Source organism: Pseudomonas sp. B21-051, assembly GCF_024748795.1.
In the GTDB taxonomy this organism is placed as follows: domain Bacteria; phylum Pseudomonadota; class Gammaproteobacteria; order Pseudomonadales; family Pseudomonadaceae; genus Aquipseudomonas; species Aquipseudomonas putida_A.
The window spans coordinates 3376751-3396105 of the sequence record NZ_CP087166.1 but is presented as its reverse complement, the minus strand read 5'-3'; the positions used below and the strand labels follow the sequence as shown (position 1 = coordinate 3396105).

17 protein-coding genes are annotated in these 19355 nt (G+C 61.9%); 12 read left to right on the top strand and 5 right to left on the bottom strand.

Annotated elements, in window-relative coordinates; all coding sequences use genetic code 11:
* The first annotated feature begins 1 nt into the window (after position 1).
* From LOY52_RS15130 to LOY52_RS15105, 6 genes are all read left to right on the top strand, one after another.
* A complete protein-coding gene (locus LOY52_RS15130; RefSeq protein ID WP_258674750.1) occupies positions 2-1552 on the top strand; it encodes a sugar ABC transporter ATP-binding protein in 1551 nt (516 codons plus the stop codon).
* A complete protein-coding gene (locus LOY52_RS15125) occupies positions 1545-2570 on the top strand; it encodes an ABC transporter permease (RefSeq protein WP_258674748.1) in 1026 nt (341 codons plus the stop codon). The genes LOY52_RS15130 and LOY52_RS15125 overlap by 8 nt, the downstream gene beginning before the upstream one ends.
* Before the next feature lie 31 nt (positions 2571-2601).
* Entirely contained in the window at positions 2602-3657 is a 1056-nt protein-coding gene (locus tag LOY52_RS15120) for a substrate-binding domain-containing protein (RefSeq protein WP_258674746.1), read from the top strand.
* Positions 3658-3725: 68 nt separating this feature from the next.
* The gene (locus LOY52_RS15115) at positions 3726-4391 is read left to right on the top strand and encodes a molybdopterin-dependent oxidoreductase (protein WP_258674744.1); all 666 of its coding nucleotides are present in this window, start codon (positions 3726-3728) and stop codon (positions 4389-4391) included.
* A gap of 541 nt (positions 4392-4932) precedes the next feature.
* Complete coding sequence (locus LOY52_RS15110) at positions 4933-7320, top strand: TonB-dependent siderophore receptor (RefSeq protein WP_258674742.1); 2388 nt, start codon at positions 4933-4935, stop codon at positions 7318-7320.
* Between the two features lie 41 nt (positions 7321-7361).
* Positions 7362-8726 carry an APC family permease gene (locus tag LOY52_RS15105; RefSeq protein ID WP_258674740.1) on the top strand — a complete coding sequence of 455 codons (1365 nt, stop codon included), beginning with the start codon at positions 7362-7364 and terminating at the stop codon, positions 8724-8726.
* Here LOY52_RS15105 and LOY52_RS15100 read toward each other — a convergent pair.
* Entirely contained in the window at positions 8723-9184 is a 462-nt protein-coding gene (locus LOY52_RS15100) for a DUF3574 domain-containing protein (protein ID WP_258674738.1), read from the bottom strand. The genes LOY52_RS15105 and LOY52_RS15100 overlap by 4 nt on opposite strands.
* Before the next feature lie 386 nt (positions 9185-9570).
* Here LOY52_RS15100 and LOY52_RS15095 point away from each other — a divergent pair, with 386 nt between their 5' ends.
* Complete coding sequence (locus LOY52_RS15095; protein ID WP_258674736.1) at positions 9571-10080, top strand: hypothetical protein; 510 nt, start codon at positions 9571-9573, stop codon at positions 10078-10080.
* Between the two features lie 194 nt (positions 10081-10274).
* On the opposite strand, the gene LOY52_RS15090 is transcribed toward LOY52_RS15095, so the two are convergent.
* From LOY52_RS15090 to LOY52_RS15080, 3 genes are all read right to left on the bottom strand, one after another.
* Positions 10275-10865 carry a helix-turn-helix domain-containing protein gene (locus tag LOY52_RS15090; RefSeq protein ID WP_177325665.1) on the bottom strand — a complete coding sequence of 197 codons (591 nt, stop codon included), beginning with the start codon at positions 10863-10865 and terminating at the stop codon, positions 10275-10277.
* Positions 10866-10918: 53 nt separating this feature from the next.
* Positions 10919-11080: a hypothetical protein gene (locus tag LOY52_RS15085; RefSeq protein ID WP_007966374.1), complete on the bottom strand. Its 162-nt coding sequence runs from the start codon at positions 11078-11080 to the stop codon at positions 10919-10921.
* A 118-nt stretch (positions 11081-11198) separates the two neighbouring features.
* Positions 11199-12110 (bottom strand): AraC family transcriptional regulator, encoded by a 912-nt coding sequence (locus LOY52_RS15080; RefSeq protein WP_258674734.1) that lies wholly within the window; start codon positions 12108-12110, stop codon positions 11199-11201.
* Between the two features lie 103 nt (positions 12111-12213).
* Between LOY52_RS15080 and LOY52_RS15075 the strand changes: the two genes are divergently transcribed.
* The 5 genes from LOY52_RS15075 to LOY52_RS15055 all read left to right on the top strand — a co-directional run bounded on the left by LOY52_RS15075 (position 12214) and on the right by LOY52_RS15055 (position 16662).
* Positions 12214-12759: a carboxymuconolactone decarboxylase family protein gene (locus LOY52_RS15075; RefSeq protein ID WP_258674731.1), complete on the top strand. Its 546-nt coding sequence runs from the start codon at positions 12214-12216 to the stop codon at positions 12757-12759.
* 64 nt (positions 12760-12823) lie between these two features.
* A complete protein-coding gene (locus tag LOY52_RS15070; RefSeq protein WP_258674729.1) occupies positions 12824-13894 on the top strand; it encodes an acyl-CoA dehydrogenase family protein in 1071 nt (356 codons plus the stop codon).
* The gene (locus tag LOY52_RS15065; protein WP_258674727.1) at positions 13891-14733 is read left to right on the top strand and encodes an ABC transporter ATP-binding protein; all 843 of its coding nucleotides are present in this window, start codon (positions 13891-13893) and stop codon (positions 14731-14733) included. Before LOY52_RS15070 ends, LOY52_RS15065 begins: the two co-directional genes overlap by 4 nt.
* Positions 14699-15898: an ABC transporter substrate-binding protein gene (locus tag LOY52_RS15060; protein ID WP_258674725.1), complete on the top strand. Its 1200-nt coding sequence runs from the start codon at positions 14699-14701 to the stop codon at positions 15896-15898. Before LOY52_RS15065 ends, LOY52_RS15060 begins: the two co-directional genes overlap by 35 nt.
* Positions 15898-16662 (top strand): ABC transporter permease, encoded by a 765-nt coding sequence (locus LOY52_RS15055; protein WP_258674722.1) that lies wholly within the window; start codon positions 15898-15900, stop codon positions 16660-16662. The genes LOY52_RS15060 and LOY52_RS15055 overlap by 1 nt, the downstream gene beginning before the upstream one ends.
* Before the next feature lie 179 nt (positions 16663-16841).
* Here LOY52_RS15055 and LOY52_RS15050 read toward each other — a convergent pair whose 3' ends face one another.
* Positions 16842-19223: a DUF3772 domain-containing protein gene (locus LOY52_RS15050; protein WP_258674717.1), complete on the bottom strand. Its 2382-nt coding sequence runs from the start codon at positions 19221-19223 to the stop codon at positions 16842-16844.
* Positions 19224-19355: the final 132 nt, after the last annotated feature.

Genomic DNA, 19355 nt, shown 5'->3' with positions numbered 1-19355 from the left:
TATGAGTGTCGTCGTGGCCCGCGCGCCGCTGATTCAGGTGCGTGAACTGAGCAAGAGCTTCGGCCCGAACCGGGCACTGGATCGCGTCAGCCTGCAGATTCATCCCGCCGAAGTGGTGGCGTTGCTCGGTGCCAACGGTGCCGGCAAATCGACGCTGGTGAAGATTCTCGCCGGCAGCCAGCGCGGCGATGGCGGCGAGATTTACATCGACGGTCAGCCCCGGCAATTCAGCTCGCCGCTGTCGGCACGTCGGGTCGGGATTGTCGCGGTGCATCAGCAGATCAACGAGGGCATTGCGCCCGGTTTGAGCGTGGCGGAAAACCTGCTGCTCGATGAGTTGTGCAAGCCCGACGCAGACTTCTGGCTCAATCGCAAACGTCTGCTCGAGCGCGCCGCGAATATCGCCGCCGGGCTGGGGCTGGTGTTGCCGCTGGAGCAAGCCATTGAACAGCTGGGCCTAGCTGAACGGCAATTGGTGGTGCTGGCGCGGGCCTTTGCCTTGCAGCCGCGCCTGCTGATTCTCGATGAGCCAACGGCGGCGTTGTCGGATGCCGAGGCGCAGCGTCTGTTTGATCTGATCGATATCTTGCGCAGCCGCGGCGTGGCGATTCTGTACATCTCCCATCGCTTGTCCGATCTGCAACGGGTGGCGGACCGCGCCATTGTCCTGCGCGATGGGCGACTGGCCGGAGAGTTCAGTGCGCGACAGTTGCCGGAAGCGGTGCACGCCATGCTCGGGCAGGCGCTGGACCGGCATGTCTACACACCCGGCACCGTGGGCCGAAAGGTGCTTGGTGTGCGCGGTTTGCAGATTTTGCCTCGCTCCAGGCGCTTCGATTTCGACCTGCACCAAGGCGAAGTGGTGGTGCTGACCGGGCTGCTCGGCGCCGGCAAAAGCGAGATCGCCGAAGTGCTGTTCGGCTTGCGCAAAGCTGTGGCCGGCAGCCTGCAACTCGATGGCGTGGACTGGCTGCCGGGTTCGCCAAGGGACGCGATCCACAGCGGTGTGTTTCTCGCGGCGGAGGATCGCGCCAGTCAGTCGCTGGTGGCGGATTTCTCCCTGCGCCGCACTCTGACGCTGCCGTTTCTGCAGCGCTTCACCCGTGCCGGGTTCATTCGCAACCGCGCCGAAGCCGCAGCGGTCGAGGCGCAAGTCGCGGCGCTGGGGATCAAGACCGCCGGCATCGAGGTGCCGATGAGCGCGCTGTCCGGCGGCAATCAACAGAAAGTTGTGCTCGGCCGCTGGCTGCTCGGGGACGGGCGGGTGCTGATCCTCGACGAGCCGTTTCAGGGCGTCGATGTGCGCGCCCGCCGTGAGATCGGCCAGTTGCTGCGCGACAGTGCCGGCGGCCGGGCTACCCTGGTGATCTGCGCCGATGTCGATGAAGCCCTGGAAATCGCCGACCGGATTCTGTTGGTGCGCGATCACGCGGTGGTCGCCGAATACCCGCGCGCCGGTCTTGAACGCGCGACCCTGGTCGCCGCACTGGCGGGCAGCGACGCTAGCGAAAATCCCTTTCATGCCACGCCAAGGAGCAGAGCGAGTGCCTGATTCGAGTTCATTGTTGTCGTCCGCTACGGCACCGGCCGAGCGCCTGCTGCAAGCGCTGATCCGCTACGGCCTGTTGTGGCTGCTGGCGCTGATCGTGGTGTTTTTCAGTGTCGCGGAACCGGCGTTTTTGCGCGTCGGCAATCTGTTCAGCATCTTGCAGTCGGTGTCGATCGTCGCACTGCTGGCTCTTGGCGTGACCCTGACCATGGCCGTCGGCGGACTTGATCTGTCGATCGGTGCGGTGGCGGCGATGAGCCTGATGATCGCCAGTTACGTGATGGTGGTCCTCGGCTGGGGCGCGGTGCCGGCGGTGCTGATCAGTCTGGCCGGTGGCGCACTGGTCGGGCTGCTCAATGGCTGGCTGATCGTCAAACTGCGAGTGCCGGATATTCTCGCGACGCTGGGCAGCATGTTTCTGGTGATCGGCGTGCAACTGATTCCCACGGGTGGGCGCTCGATTGCGGTGGGCATGACCTTGCCCAGTGGCGTGGAAACCGAAGGCACGTTCAGTGCGGCGTTTCTTGCCCTCGGCCGCGGGCGCTTGTGGGACGTGGTGCCGGTTCCGGTGTTGATCACTGCGCTGGTGGCGCTGACGGTGTGGCTGTTTCTCGAGCGCACGCGCATCGGCCGATTGTTTTATGCGATTGGCGGCAACGAGCAGGCGGCGCGATTGGCTGGTGCGCCGGTGCAGCGCTTGAAGTTGCTGGCTTACGTGCTCTCGGCATTGCTCGCCTCGCTCGGCGGTCTGCTATTGGCGGCGCGCCTGGGCCGGGGTGATGTCAGCTCTGGCAACGGTCTGGTGCTGGACGCCCTCGGAGCGGCGCTGATCGGTTTTGCCGTGCTCGGGGCGAAGAAGCCCAATGCCTTCGGCACGTTGGTCGGCGCACTGCTGGTGGCGTCGCTGCTCAATGGCCTGACCATGCTCAACGCGCCGTATTACGCGCAGGATTTCGTCAAGGGACTGGTGCTGGTGCTGGCCCTGATGTTCACCTTCGGCCTCGCGCATCGGGCGCGCTGAGCCGGTTCATTTGTCGCTGCAAGGAAGATGTATGCACGGTTCAATCAAGCAGTTCGCACGCCATTGCGTCGCCGGCGCGGTGCTCTCGGCGTTGGCTTTGAGCGCTCAGGCCAAGGCATTGCCGGGTGCTCCGGCGCCGTTCGATAAAGGTCAGGTGCAGATCGCGCTGGTCGGTTATCTGTTTTCCGGGGACTTTCCCGAGGCGTATCTGCGCGGCGTGGAGAAACAGACCGAGGCGCTGGGGGCCAATCTGCGGGTGTTCGATGCGCGGCAGCAGGCGGCGAGTCAGGGCGAGATGATCGATCAGGCGATCGACCTCAGGGTCGACGGGATCATCGTGCAACTGGGCCTGGCGGAAACCCTCAAGGCACCGATTGACCGGGCGATCGCCAAAGGCATCAAGGTGGTGGCGTTCGACGTTGACCTGAACAGTCCGCAAGTGACCCAGGTCGAGCAGGATCACCATGCACTGGCGCGACTGGCGCTGGATCAGGCAGTGAAAGACAACGGCACGCGGTTCGATGCCGGTTACGTGTACATCAGCGGCTTTACGCCGATGGAGCGCCGCGACGAGATCTGGAGTCAGGTGAAAAAAGCCAATCCGGGCATCATCGAGAAGGCGCGCTTCGGCACGCTCAACCCGCCGATTGCCAACTCGGTGGCCGATCAGGCCAGTGCGGTGCTGCGGGCCAATCCCGATATCAGCGTGATCTTCGCGCCATTCGACGAGTTCGCCAAAGGCGCGAAGATCGCCGTCGACGAGGCGGGGCTAGGGCGCAAGGTGAAGATCTACAGCGCCGACATTTCCACCGCCGACATCCAGATCATGAAAGAACCGGACAGCGCCTGGGCGGCGACCGCTGCGGTCAATCCGCAAGTGGCGGGGGCGATCAGCGTGCGCAGTCTGGCGATGTTGATTGCCGGCGAAAATCCTGGGCATCAGGTGCTGGTACCACCGACCTTGATCACCCGTCAGCAGTTGCTCGATCTGGACGTGAAAAACGTTCGCGACCTGGCGCAGAAACTCCCGGCGTTCGGCGATACCGCCAATGTGGCGCGGGCCGAGTGGATTCCTGTGGCGAACTGAATGCAGCCGTTATCACCAGGTGATGCGCTGTATGCGCGCCAGGCATCCTGACGCGCTTGGGAGTGAATATGCACAACAAAGCCATGCGCTTGCGCAACAGCCGCGCACCCAAGGCTGACCCGGCGTTCGGTCAACGTTTGCCGCCGGGGCAGGTGTTGACGGAGCGCTTCCCGATCCTCCACGAAGGCACGGTGCCGGAGTATGAATTGGCAAGCTGGTCACTGCGCCTGTTCGGCAAGATCGGGCGTGGCGTCGAGTTGAGTTTTGCCGACCTGCAGGGTTTGCCGCAACGCCAGTTGCAATGTGACATTCATTGCGTGACACGCTGGTCGAAGTTCGACACGCAGTGGAGTGGGGTGCATCTGCAGGATCTGCTGGGCGAATTCGGGATCCAGCCCGCTTCACGTTTTGTCATGGCCCACGCCGATCACGATTACCAGACCAACCTGTTGCTGGACGACCTGCTGCACCCGGACAGCCTGCTCGCCACCCATTACGCCGGCCAACCCTTGACCGCCCAGCACGGCTGGCCGCTGCGACTGGTGGTCGCCGGGCGCTACTTCTGGAAGAGCGCCAAATGGCTGCGCGGTCTGGAGTTTGTCGACGAAGAACAACCCGGTTTCTGGGAACGCAACGGCTTTCACCTGCACGCCGATCCGTTTGCGGAGCAACGCTTTAGTGCACAGGCCCTGGACATTGCCGAGGATGCCTGGCTGGAAAAGGAATTCGACTAAGGTTTTTGCACTTGTTTGCAGTCAAGGTATCGGGTGACTGATTGATCGCCTTCGCGAGCAGGCTCGCTCCCACATTGGAACTGTGGTGGATGATAAGTCTGCGTTCACCCCGCTCAACCTGTAGGAGTGAGCCTGCTCGCGATGGGGCCAGGACATTCAACTTCTTCAGTGGCTGATACACCGCTATCGCGAGCAGGCTCACTCCTACAAAAGATCTTTGGCTGATCTTGAATTAGTGGGTGTTAGTTAGGGTTTAAGTGTTTGTCCAGCAACACTTGTGTTGGACTAAATACAGTTAATCAGCCCGATCTAACCTAAGTGTTATTGGTTCTTTTACGGAAGGCCTTCGGCCCGTCTAGCATCGGTGTTCAAGGGGAAATAACTAACTTTGGGGATTCTGCGCTTAACCAACTCAATACGTTTAACCAGCCTTCACCGCCTTCCTGATTTTTAAAACTACAGCAGACATTGCCGTGCATTGATTGCCGACCCCTTATTGTCGGCAACGGCCGGGTATTAGCTGCGATAAAGGAGCTGTCACATGTATCAGCGTTCCCGTTCATTACTGGCCATCGCGGTGGTCGGTGCGATCTGGCAACTTCCGGCGCAGGCCGAAGACACTTCCACCCGCGTTGACGATGACACTCGGCTGGGTACCGTGCTGGTCACCGGCACTCGGGGCACTGCGCGTACGGTGCTGGATTCTCCGGTGCCGGTGGACGTGTTGACCGCCGCCGATCTCAAGTCCACCGGCGCGGCTGACGGTGAACTGGGCCAGGCGCTGCAGACGTTGCTGCCATCGTTCAGTATGCCGCGTCAGTCCAACTCCGGTGGCGCCGACCACGTGCGCGCCGCACAGCTGCGCGGCATGAGTCCGGATCAGGTGTTGGTGCTGGTCAACGGCAAGCGCCGCCACACTTCAGCGGTGGTCAACGACTCGTCGAAAATCGGTCGCGGCACGGCGCCGGTGGACTTCAACTCGATCCCCATCAGCGCGATCAAACGCATCGAAGTGCTGCGCGACGGTGCCGGGGCGCAGTACGGTTCCGATGCGATTGCCGGGGTGATCAACATCATCCTCGACGACGCCCCTGAGGGCGGTGAAGTGTCCACCAGTTACGGTGCGTTCCACACTCATCAGGACGCTATCGGCAAAACCACCACCGACGGCCAGAACAGCGTGACCACCGCCAAGATCGGCACGCGCCTGGGCGAAGAGGGCGGGTTCATTCGCGGCGGCACTGAGTACAAAAATCGCAACCCGACCAACCGCGCCGGTTTCGATGGCTTTGCCGATACCCCGGATCAGCGCAACTACGTGATGGGCGACGGCCTGGCGCGGGACGTCAACCTGTGGTTCAACAGCGAGCTGCCGCTGGCCGGCGGCAAGGCATACAGCTTCGGCACCTACAACCAGCGCCACACCACGGGTGCCGAATTCTATCGCTATCCCTACGAGCAGCCGCAGTTCTACCCTAACGGCTACCTGCCGCAGTCGCTGGGCGACAACAAGGACGTCTCCGCCACCGCCGGCTTCAAGGGCATGATCGGCGAAGACTGGGACTTCGACAGCAGCGTCACCCATGGCCGCAACCGCTTCGACGGCTCCACCCGCCGCACGCTCAACGTCAGCCTTGGCGCGGACTCGCCGACCAGGTTCGACACCGGCGATTACGAGCTGCGCCAGACCACCACCAACCTCGATTTCAGCCGCGAACTGCGCCTCGGCGGACGCTCGTTCGTGCTGGCGCTGGGTGGTGAATACCGCTACGAAAACTACCTGACCTACGCCGGTGACGAGGCCTCCTACATTGGCTCCGGTGCTGACGGCGCCAACGGCCTGCGCCCCAGCGAAGAGTCGGACCTGGACCGCAATGTGTTTGCTACTTACGCCGAGTTGTCGGGCGATCTCACCGAGCGCTTTTTCGTCGACGCCGCCACGCGCTGGGAACATTACGACGATGCCGGCAGCAAACTCACCGGCAAGCTCAGTGGTCGCTACAAACTGACCGAGCAATGGGCGCTGCGCGGTGCGGTGTCGAACAACTTCCGCGCGCCGTCGCTGGCACAGAGCGGTTTCCAGAACACCACCAGCAACTTCGGCGAAGGCGGCACACTCACCGACATTCGCGTGCTCTCGGTCAACGACCCGATCGCCCGCGCGCTGGGGGCCGAGAAGCTCGATCCGGAGACTTCGAAAAACTTCAGCCTCGGCCTGACCTTCCAGCTCAACGAGCGCTTCGATGCTTCCCTTGACGTGTTCCGCATCGACGTCAAGGACCGCATCACCCTGTCGCAGCGCATCGGCAGCGACGCCATGGAGCAATACATCAACGACAACTTCGGCGTGGCCGGGGTGCATGACGTCAACTTCTTCACCAACGCCGCCGACACCAGCACCCACGGTGCCGAACTGGTGCTTAACTACCATCAGCCGCTGTATGAAGGGCAACTGGGCCTGACCACCGCCTACACCTACAACCACACCAAAGTCACCAGCACCAAAGGCACGCCGTCGCAACTGACGGCGCTGGGTATCGGCAACGACGCACTGGTCGGCGTTGAAGAAACCAACACCCTGACCGACGCCGCGCCCAAGGATCGTTTCGTGTTTTCCGCCAACTGGGCCAGCGAACACTGGGGCCTGCTCGGGCGTCTGACCCGTCAGGGCGAGACCACCCGGGTGTTCGATTTCGGTGACTCGCAACCGGAGCAGACCTATGGCGCGGTGTGGCAACTGGACGCCGAGGTGACCTACAAATTCACCCCGAAATTCAGCGTCGCCCTGGGCGGCAACAACCTCACCGACAACTACCCGGAACGCTCCGGCTCGGCGATCAACTACGGCGGCAATTTGCCGTATGACGTGCTGTCGCCGATCGGCACCAACGGCGCGTACTACTACGCCAGCGCCACCTACGGCTTCTGAGCCGATCCGCCATGGATGGCGGACCTTCTGCGGGATTCTGCATGAATCATTCGAACGGCCCCAAGCGCCATCTGCCGGTGTTGCAGGCGTTGCTGATCACGCTGGGCATGGTGATCACTACCGACATCCTCAAGACCGCGCCGACCGTGGCGCTGAACGTCGGGCATGCCTGGTTCTACTGGGTCTGGGTGCTCGGCGGCCTGGCGTCGATGGCCGGGGCGTTGTGCTTTGCCGAAATGGCCACGGCATTTCCGCATCCGGGCGGCGACTATCACTTTTTGCGCACGGCTTATGGCGAGCGCATGGGGTTCCTGTTCGCCTGGTCGCGTTTTTCGGTGATGCACACCGGGTGGATCGCCTTGTCGGCGTTCATGTTTGCCGATTACGTCAATGCCGTGGTGCCGCTGGGGCCGTACGGATCGGGGCTGTTTGCGGGTTCGGTGATCGCTGCGCTGGTGCTGCTCAATCTCACCGGCAAGCACATCGGTTTCATCACCCAGACCTTGTTGGTCGGCCTTTTGGCGCTGGGCTTTCTGAGCATTGCCAGCGCCGGTGTGTGGCTGGCGTGGCAGGGGATTGAAGCACCGCCACCGAGCGTTTCGGTCACGCCGGAAAACACCGGTGTGGCCGGGTTTTCGGCGGCGATGATTTTCGTGTTTCTGGCGTTCGGCGGCTGGAGCGATGCGGCCACATTGTCAGCGGAAGTGCGCGATGGGCGGCGAGGGATTTTCATCGCCATGCTCGGCGCGCTGACGCTGCTGATGGCGATCTATCTAGCACTGAACTGGGCGTTTGTGCGCGGTCTGGGATTCGCCGGACTGGCGGCGAGCAACGCGCCGGCGGTGGAGTTGTTGAACCGTGCATTCGGCGCGCCTGGCGTGTTGCTGATTCTGTTGATGGTCGGCATCGCGGCCATCGCCACCATCAACTCGACCTTGCTGGTCGGCGCCCGCACGACCTATGCCGCGGCCCGCGATGTGCCGCAATTGCGTCGCTTCGGCGAGTGGCACGAGGACGATGGCGTGCCGCGCAAGGCCTTGCTGGCCGAGGGCGTGGTGGCGTTGTTGCTGGTGTTGTTCGGCAGTTTTACCCAGAGCGGATTCAACACCATGGTCGAGTACCTGACCCCGGTGTACTGGTTGTTTCTGAGCTTCAGCAGCCTGGCGCTGATCATTCTGCGGCGGCGTTTTCCCGATGTGCCGAGGCCGGTCCGGGTGCCATTGTATCCGCTGGTGCCGCTGCTGTTTTTCGGACTGTGCCTGTACATGCTCTATTCGAGCGTGACGGTGGTGGGGTGGGGCGCGTTTCTGGGGATTGGCGTGTTGCTGGTGGGGGCGCTGCTGCTGGCGGGATTGAGCCGCGTGGCGTCGACGCCTCGGCAAGCTCTCGGACAGATCAGCGATTAGAACGATACGTCGGCCGGTTGCGACAGACGCAGTACCGACAGGTCCCCGGTAATGCGTTTGTAAGCCAGACGAATCGCCTCGATGTTTCCGGCGTTCTGCGGATTGTTCTCGTGCAGGATCACAATCACCTTGGTGCTCAGCCTCTCCGGCTCCTTCGCCCCATGATCACGCCACTGCCCATAGGCATCGAACACGGTGAAACCGTCGGGAAACCGCGACGTCACTTCCTTGTCGAGAAACTCGCGCCATCGCGCGGGGCTGACCGCGCCTTCCTTGCCATCCACCGTGCCTACCGAAAAGTACAGTTCGGTGCGGATCCATTGCGCCTGCGCCGGGCGCGTGGCGTCGCCTTGCAGGGTCGAACTGGCGGGATCATGGGTGTGAACGGCGGCAGGCGGCGGGCTGGCGCACCCGGCGACAGCGACAAATATTGCAGCCAGTAACAGGCGTCTTTGCATGGAACATCCCTTTTTATGAGTTAAGTGCAGACGCGCAATTATAAGGGGCGAGGTTAATAGCGATAAAAGATTAAAAAGTGGTTTGTTGGTTGATTAATGGAATAAGAAAAATAATCGCCCGTGTTAGACCGATAATTTCTTTCGGTTATTTATATAGTGTTGTTTTACATATCCATGATGTCGGATTCGCTGTCAGTACATTTGCTCTTTCTGTCATGGCGTCTACTCTGCTGCTCCAACAGTTCAACGCGCGCGGAACGCTGCGCTTGAGCGGTTTGAACATCGGATTTTGCTGTTCGATGGGCATCTTGTTCCGGTTGCTCCAGTCCATAGAATCAGCGCCATCAACTTTTCATCCAGTTCTTAAATCCTCAGGGAGCTACACCATGATGAACGCCATGCAGATGCAAATGCCAATGAACGCCAACATGCCGATGATGCCAATGACCGGCATGCCGATGATGATGGCGACCATGAGCTGCGAAATGATGGACGACGGCATGATGTGCAAGATGATGCCTGCCGCCGGCATGGACATGGCCATGTTCAAGAACAGCGGCGAAATGATGCAGATGATGATGGACTGCGGCATGCCGATGATGATGCATTGCGGCAACATGAGCATGATGTGCATGTCTCAGGCGGCCATGGCCATGCCGATGATGAACATGATGATGCCGATGCCGATGATGGGCATGCCGATGCCATCGATGAAGTGCGTGATGGAATGCACCATGATGGCTGACTGCATGATGTGCAAAATCATGCCGATGCCCGGCATGAGCATGGACATGATGAAAAACTGCTGCGCTCTGATGATGAAATTGATGAACGACTGCAGCATGCCGATGATGATGAGCTGTAACGGCATGCCGATGATGTGCTGCACCTGCTGATCCCGGCAGCGCAAAAAATGCCCCCGACGGCCTCAGGCCTCGGGGGCTTTTTCATTCTGTTGACCAACACTTATCCAGCCATCACCACAAACCCCTGTGGGAGCCAGCCTGCTGGCGATAGCGGTGAGTCAGGCAACGCAAATGCTGAATGTGCCGACCTTTTCGCGAGCAGGCTCGCTCCCACAAAGGGGCGGTCAGTCCAGGCGTTCGGGGTAGGTCACGACCAGATAGGCCACGGCCTCGCTGTCCGCGGGGTTGCGGTAGCGGTGGGGTTGGTCGGCGTAAAACAGAATCGAGTCGCCGGTGGAGAGCAAATAGCGTTCGTCATTGACGCTGATTTCCAGCACACCTTGAGCCACCACCAGGTTTTCCTGTACGCCCGGCCCATGGCCCTCGGACAGATCCTCGCCCAATGGACTCAAACGCAGTTCATAAAATTCCGACTGCCGCGCCACGTCGAACGGGAACAGCGCACGGCTGACAAAAGCACCGCTGGCACTCACCAGCCGTTTGCTCTGGCTCGCCGACAACACCGCCACGCCCTCAAAGGCACGATGTTCGAGGAACGCTGCCACCGACACCTTCAAGCCCTTGGCGATTTTGCACAGCACCTTGATTGACGGCACGCTGCGCCCGGACTCGATCTGCGCCAGCATTGCCCGACTCACACCACATTGACGCGCCAGTGCATCAAGCGACAAATGCCGTTTGGCGCGCAAGCGTTGCAAATTCTGCGCGACCCGTTCGCAGATCGGGTCTTCTTCCAGTGCTTCGAGGCTGTTCAGATCCAGCACAGGTTCGTCGGCGCTCGCCAGAAAGCGCGAGGGATCACGCGCGTTCACGCTTGGCGAGGCTCGGTCGAACGACTGGCTTGCACCCACTGAAAGGCCTGGTAACCGGCGTTGCGCGCATACATTTCCCACATGGCCCGAGCAGCTTGCTGGGCCTGGCGGCGTTTGCGGTAGGCGACGAAGTCGATCAGGTTGGCAGTCGGGTTCATGGCGCACTTCACTGTGATCAATGAGGGATTGACTCAGAGAGTACGCAATAATTTTTATAACGATAAATAATGATTTTGTATTTATTAATGCTTTTAAGTTCTTTGGCGAGGGCGCCGCTCAGCGCCCCTCATGCTGCTTGCGATAAGCCCCCGGTTGCACTCCCATCGACTTGGCAAACGCCCGGGTAAACGCGGCGATCGACTGATAGCCCACCGCCGCGCACACCTGTTCCACCGTGTGATTGGCCTGCAGCAACTGACAGGCATGCCGCATGCGCAACGCCAGCAGCACTTGCCCCGGCGATTGGCCGGCCAGCTCATTGAAGCGTTTGAAAAACGCCGAGCGCGACAGGCCGATACTCGCCGCCATGCTCTCCAGCGACCACGGCAATTGCGGTTGTTCGATCAACTGGTCCAGCAACGGCGCGAACTGCGGATTGCGCGCCAAAGCCACGAGGCCGCCGAGGCTCTGGTTGTCGGCCATCTGCTGGCGCAGCACGTACAAAAACAGCAGATGACTCAGGCGTTCGAGCAGCGCCGAGGAAGGCGCCGGCAGGCGCTCGCACTCTTGCAGGATCAACTCGAACAAGGCTCGCGCCGCGCTCGAAGAAGGATCGCCCGCGCGCAGGATGATCCAGTCCGGCAGGCCTTCGATGATCAGTGATGACAATCCCGATTTGAAATGAAAGAACCCGCAGACCAGCCCGACACCGTCTTGCGCTTGGCTGTCGAGCGCGGTCATGGCTATGCGCGGCAGCGTTTGGGCGAGGGTCGGCTCTTCGGCGCTGGAGAGGCGGTAGTTCAGATCGCGCAGCAGAAACACTGCATCCCCGGTGTTCAGCGGAATTGGCTGCTCCTGCCCGTCAATGTGCAGCCAGCAACGGCCCTGCACGATCAGGTGAAAACTGGCGCGCGCCAGTCCATGCGTACTCGCATGCCAGCCACCGCAATAGCGCCCGACGTGAAACAGGCTGGCATCGAGTTCGAGACTTTCTAATAACCAATCAACCAGGGGGCTGGACGAAATCATCTAATGGAAACACTCAGGAGCAAGTAATTGCTACTTTAGAATATGGATCGAAATTTTTATAACCAACAGACTGGCCGGACACTCAACAGCAGGAGTTCACTCCATGTCGCGCGTCACTCTACACACCGTGCAAAGCGCTCCCGAAGCCGCCAGACCGTTTCTGGAAAACGCTCAGAAGAACTCCGGATTCATTCCAAACCTGCTGGCCGTGCTGGCCAATGCCCCGGCCGCGCTGGAAACCTACGTTACGGTATCGGCGCTCAATGGCAAGTCCGAACTCAGCCTTGCCGAGCGCGAAGTGGTGCAACTGATTGCGGCCACCAACCATGGTTGCGATTTCTGTGTCGCAGGTCATACCGCCGTCGCGCTGAATAAGGCAAAACTGCCGCCGGAAGTGGTCAGTGCGCTGCGAGAGAAAGCCACTGTGCCCGTAGAAAAACTGGAAACCCTGGCCGCGTTTACCCGCGAAGTGATTGCCACCCGGGGCAAGGTCAGCGACCAGACCTTCAACCAGTTCAAGGCCGCCGGCTACACCGAAGGCAACGCGCTGGAAGTGATCCTCGGCATCAGCCTGGCGACCCTGTGCAACTTCGCCAACGTGTTCGCCGACACGCCGCTCAACCCCGAGCTGGCGCCGTATCGCGCGTAATCGGCCAGCGCTTCAGGCCGCATCGTCTATGGTTGATGCGGCTGCGTACAAGGAGAGAAACGACATGCTCAATCCGGCATTGATGCAATGGCTGGAACACAACGCCCAGGCACTGGATGCGGGCGACGGCGATCCGCAGCAGGTGCTGACGCAACTGGCGCAGGCCGGGGTGCTACGGGTCGGCATCAGCCCGGCGCTGGGCGGCAGCGGTGGTCACGTCAGTGATGCTGTGGAAACCCTGGCCGCTGTTGCCAGCCATTCATTGGCGGCGGCGTTCGTGTTCTGGGGCCAACGGGCCTTTATCGAATACCTGCTGCACAGCCCCAACGCGGCGCTGAGGGAAAAACTGCTGCCGGCGCTGCTCAGCGGCGAACTGGCCGGGGCTACCGGTTTGTCCAACGCGATGAAATACCTGTCGGGCATCGAGGCACTGCAAGTGCGTGCCGCCCACACCGCAGACGGCTGGACCCTGAACGGGCGTCTGCACTGGGTGACCAATCTGCGTAAAAGCGGTTTCGTGGTGGCGGCGGCAATCGAGCACGAGGAGGGCGGTTCCCCGTTCGTGCTGGCGATCGCCGATGACGCTGCCGGCGTAAAACGTTCCGCCGATCTGCAACTGATGGGCCTGCAATCGAGCAACACTGCAGCGATCGATTTCGCCCAAGTGGCGGTCGGACGCGAATGGCTGCTGCATGAAGATGCGCGCAAGTTTCTGCCAGCGGTGCGCCCGGCGTTCCTCGGCTTGCAGTGCGGCATGGCGATCGGTCTGGCGCGACGGGCGCTGGCCGAGGTCGAAGGGCATTTGCAGGACGGTCGTTCGATCCTGCTGGAGCCGTTGCAGGAACAACGCGAGCAACTGGCGCAGAGCGTCGATGCGCTCAAACAAGGCCTGCATGAAGGGCGCTTCCTGACCCAGCCGGGCGCGTTGTTCCAGATCCGCATCGCGCTGGCCGAATCCGCCGCCAATGCGGTGCAACTGGAATTGCAGTCCAGCGGCGGCAAGGCCTATCTGACCGAGCACGGCAGTGGTTTTGCCCGGCGCTGGCGTGAGTCGGCGTTCGTGCCGATTGTCACCCCGAGCCTGGTGCAATTGCGCGCTGAATTGCAGCGGCAGAAACGGGAAGCGACGGCATGACGGCGCCGGTGCTGGAGGCGCAGGGCATCAGCCTCGGCTACCCGCGAGAGCAGGGCTGGCACACCGTGCTAGAGCACTTCGACCTGCAATTGCAGCCCGGTGAAGTGGTGACCATTCTCGGCCCCAGCGGTGTCGGCAAGTCCAGTCTGCTGCGAGTGCTGGCCGGTTTGCAGACGCCGCAACAGGGGCGAGTGAGTCTGCTCGGCGAACCGCTGACCGGCGCGCATCCACGGGTGGCGGTGGCGTTTCAGGACCCGAGCCTGTTGCCGTGGCTGACCCTGGAAAACAACGTTGCCTTCGGCCTCGACTTCGCCCGCCAGCCGCACCTCACGGCCGAGCAGCGCAAGGCGCGGATCGACCACGCCATCGCTGCGGTCGGCCTCGAACATGCGCGTCAGCAGCATCCGGCGCAGCTGTCCGGCGGCATGGCCCAGCGCACCGCGTTGGCGCGGTGTCTGGCGCGGCAGCCGCAGGTGCTGTTGCTTGATGAACCGTTCGGCGCGCTGGATGAAATCACCCGCGCCGACATGCAGCAGCTGCTCCTGCAATTGATCGCCGAGCACCACACCGCAGCCGTGCTGATCACCCACGACATCGACGAAGCCCTGCTGCTTTCCGAGCGGATTCTGCTACTGGGTAACAGCCCGGCGCACATCCTCGGCGAGTGGCGCATCGACCTGCCTCAGCCGCGTGCCGAGCTGGTCGAGGAACTGGGCGCGCTGCGCATCGACATCCTCAAAACCCTTCGGCGGGCGAGCCGCAACCCCCTCACTCAACCTGTGCCCGCTACGTCGGAGATTGACCATGTGCCTGGACGACTTCACTCACACACGTCGTGACTTCCTCAAACTCAGCGCGCTGCTGACCGCCGGCGGCGCGTTGCCGCTGCTCAACAGCCTCAACGCGCGCGCCGCTGCTGAACCGAACGCGCCGGTGCGCATCGGTTATCTGCCGATCACCGACGCCACGCCGTTGCTGGTGGCGCACAACAACGGCCTGTTCGAAGCCGACGGCATTCAGGCTGAACGCCCGGTGCTGCTGCGCAGTTGGGCGCAGGTGATCGAGGCGTTCATTTCCGGGCAGGTCAACGTGATTCACCTGCTGTCGCCGATGACCGTGTGGGCGCGTTATGGCAGCAAGGTGCCGGCCAAGGTCGTGGCGTGGAACCACGTCGGCGGCTCCGGCCTGACCGTGGCGCCGGGCATCACCGAGGTCAAGCAACTCGGTGGACAGTCGGTGGCGATTCCGTTCTGGTATTCGATTCATAACGTGGTGGTGCAGCAGCTGTTCCGCGATCACGGTCTGGTGCCGGTGAGCAAATCCGCGAGCGCCGCGCTGGCGCCGAATGAAGTCAATCTGCTGGTGCTGCCGCCGTCGGATATGCCGCCGGCCCTGGCGAGCAAACGCATCGCCGGCTACATCGTCGCCGAGCCGTTCAACGCCCTGGCCGAGGAACTCAAGGTCGGCCGCGTGCAGCGCTTTACCGGCGACGTCTGGCGTAATCACGCCTGCTGCGTGGTGTTCATGCATGAGCAGGATCTGAACAACCGCCCCGAGTGGTCGCAGAAAGTGGTCAACGCCATCGTCAAGGCGCAGGTCTGGACCCGCGACAACCGCGCCGAGGCGGCGAAACTGCTGTCCAAGGACGGCGCCAATCGCTATACGCCGCACGCGCAACCGGTGCTCGACCGGGTGCTGGCGCCGGCCACCAACGACCGCGAGCAGTATCTGGCCAGCGGGGCGATCCAGCACAGCCATTGGGACGAGCAGCGCATCGACTTTCAGCCGTACCCGTTCCCCAGCTACACCGAAGAACTGGTCAAGCGCCTGAAGGACACCTTGATTGAAGGCGACAAGGGTTTCCTCGCCAGCCTCGATCCGCAGCAAACCGCCCGGGATCTGGTAGACGATCGCTTCGTGCGTAATGCCATTGCTACAGTCGGCGGGATGAAGGCATTCGGATTACCGGAAAGCTTTGATCGCAGCGAGGAGTTCAGCCTCTGATGCGTCAGCGATCTTCTTCGACCGTTCATGGTTTGTTGGGTGTGGCGGGGCTGTTGTGCCTGTTGCTGCTGTGGTGGCTGGGCGTTCATTTGCTCGGTGGCAACGACAGCCTGGCGTTGCGCTTTTCACCCGAGGCGACGCTGGCCAGCCTCGGCGAACTGCTGCTGCGCCCGGAGCTGTACGAGCACGTGCTGGTCAGCCTGAAACGGATTGTGGTCGGCCTGTTGCTGGCGCTGCTGATCGGCGTGCCGCTGGGGCTGATGATCGGCAGCTACCGGCATCTGGAGGCAGCGACGACGCCGGCGTTTCAGTTTTTGCGGATGATCTCGCCGCTGTCGTGGATGCCGGTGGTGGTGATGCTGATGGGCGTTGGCGATCAGCCGATCTACTTTCTGCTGACCTTTGCCGCGGTGTGGCCGATCCTGCTCAACACCGTGGCCGGCGTGCGTCAGCTCGACCCGCGCTGGCTGCAACTCAGTCGTAGTCTTAGCGCTACCCGTTGGGAAACCCTGCGCAAGGTGATCCTGCCCGGCGTGCTCGGCCATGTGCTGACCGGGGTGCGGCTGTCGATCGGCATTCTGTGGATCGTGCTGGTGCCGTGCGAGATGCTCGGGGTCAGCGCCGGGTTGGGCTACTTCATCCTCGATACGCGTGATCGTCTGGCGTATTCGGAACTGATGGCGATGGTGCTGCTGATCGGTGTGCTGGGCTTTGCGCTGGATGCGTTTGCGCGCTGGCTGCATCGGCGTTGGGCGCCGGCCTGAGCCTCCTCGCGAACAGGCTCGTTCCCACAATGGATTAATGACAAGCATGCATTCCGTGTTTAGCGCAAAACCCTTTGTGGGAGCGAGCCTGCTCGCGAAGGCGGATTGTCAGTCGCCGCAAATTTTCGCTGGGCCGACCTCTTCGCGAGCAGGCTCGCTCCCACAGGTGGGCGAGCCTGTTATGGGGCGGAGGCGGGTTTCGCCAGCGCAATCCCCGCATCCCCCAACCGCTTGAGTATCTCGAACAGCAAATCACTCTTGGTCCCGCCGACGATCCGTGGGCTGCCGACGTAGCCCGTCACCGTCAAGGTGATGCCATCGGGCGACAGCTTGCTGAAGCGCACGTACGACGCCGGTTTGTCGAGGATGTTTTCGTTTTCACGGTAGGTGTTCAGCAGCAATTCCTTGACCTGTTCGGGGTCGATGTCCAGCGGGAACATCAGCTCCAGGCTGGCCACCCCTTGGGCGCTGCCGCCGAGGGTGACGTTGCGCAGGTTCTGCGAGATCAGTTGCGAGTTGGGCACGATCACGATCGAGCGATCGCTGAGCTGGATTTCCGTGGCGCGCACGTTGATACGGCGGATGTCGCCCTCGACACCGCTGATGCTGATCAGGTCGCCGACCTTCACCGGGCGCTCGGTGAGCAGGATCAGCCCGGAGACGAAGTTCTTGACGATCTCCTGCAAGCCGAAACCGATCCCCACCGACAGCGCACTGACGATCCACGCCAGATTGGTCCAGCGCACGCCCAGCGACGACAGCGTCAGGAGAATCACCGTGGCATAACCGATGTTGGAAAACAGCGTGCTCAACGACGCGCACATGCCCGGGTCCATGTCGGTCTTGGGCAGGAATTCATTGTCGAGCCAACGGCGCAAAGCGCGGATCAGGTAGATGCCGATCAGCAGCGCCAGCACCGCATTGATCAGATGCGCCGGGACGATGTTCAGCTTGCGCAATCCGGCGCCGCCGAGAATGCCCATGACATTGGTGGTCAGTTGCCCGAACGTGGTGCCAATGCCACCGACGAACAGGGTAATCACCGCCAGCAACAGCAACCCGGCACGGCTGGCACCGGACAGTACAATCGAAATCTGCTCCAGCCGCCGGTCGCCCATGCCCAGGGTCTGCTTGATGGTCTTGCCGGCCGAGTAGCGCGGCGAGAACAGGTATTCGCAGGCGTCCTTGACCACTTGAACCAGCAAATAGAACCCGGCCAGCACGATATAGGCCCAGACCAATTCATAGGTGACGAAGCGGGCCAGCGATACGTAGCCGGTGAGCAAGGCTAGCGCCGATATGCACATGCACACGGTGGCGATGCTGTAGATCGCTCCGGCAAACGTGCTGCCGGTCTCCGGTTCATTGGCGCTGATCAGCGCCTTGCGCACTTTGCCGACGCGCCACAGCAGCGGCACCAGAATCACGATCACCACAATGGCAATCACCCCACGCTGGGCGATCACGATCTGGCTGCTCATGCCGGTGGCGTTGCTGACCTGCACCAGGGTCACCAGCACCAGCAGGGTGGCGGCGAGAATCCGTGGATAGGGCTGGAGCGCCAGTGCCACTGAGTCGGCCATCGCCGGCAGCCGCCATGAAGGATGCTGGGTCGACAGCAACGCGCGGCTCAGCGCGGTGATCAGGACGCAGGCGTAAACGGCTTTTTCAAACTCCTCGGAAAAAGTCTGCAGCATGGGCGTCAGCGGTTCGTGACGGGTGCAGGCGTAGAACAGCAGATGCAGGGCGATGGCCGTGGTGCCCAGGGTCGCCAACGCCGAGGCGAATGCCAGCGCGCTGCGGCGCAGGCGCCCCTCCGGCATGCGGTGGATGCACAACCAGGTCAGCCCGCGCTCGGCGAGTCGGCGGCCGAGCGTCCAGAAAACCAGAGCGAGCAGCACCAGCAGACAGGTGAAAAAGCGTTGCCCGGGCGCCCAGACCGTGGCCCAGGTGAGGTTCACCTGATTGATGAAAAAATTCAGTCGCTGGCGGTCATCCGGCTCCGGCGCCACCAATGGCGACCAGAAGGCCGGGCTCAGGATGCTGTCGGTGCGCAGCGTCAGTTCGCTTTCGAGCAGCGTGCGGCGGATGCCGGCGATTTGCGTGATCAGCTCGGCGGCGCTTTGTTTGAGCGCGGCAAGGCTCTTGAGCGTGGCATCGACCTTGTTTTTCTGTTCGCTGAGCATTGCCCGTTGCGCGGCGATTTCCGCTTGTTCGGCGGCAATCTGCGTATCCGGCGCCGCGCCGAGCACCCCCAGTTGCACCGCCAGTTGTGCCTGCTGCGGCAACAACGACGCCGACAACCGATCGATGTCCAGAATGAACGTCTGTACCCGGTCTTGCGGGCCTTCGAGCTGGTTGTAGTTGTTGGCGGCGGAAATCTGCTGCTTCAGCCCGTCGAGGCGCAGTTGCAGGGCTTGCAGATCACTTTGTGAGACCTCCACCAGCGGCACCGCAGTGGTCGCCGAGGGCGTCGGCAAATCCGCCGCCCACAACGCCGAACCGCCCGGAGCGAGCAGGAGCAGCGCGACAAAAAACAATGACTTCAATGTGTTGCGCATGAGAGGGGCCGGTTCTCGTTGATCACACAAGCTATGAGGTTAGGTGATCGAACCGGGCACGGCGGAAAATTTCCGGGGAGCAGGGCGGGCCGGTGAATCGGTCGCGTCGTGTACGCCCTCAGTCTCAGCTAA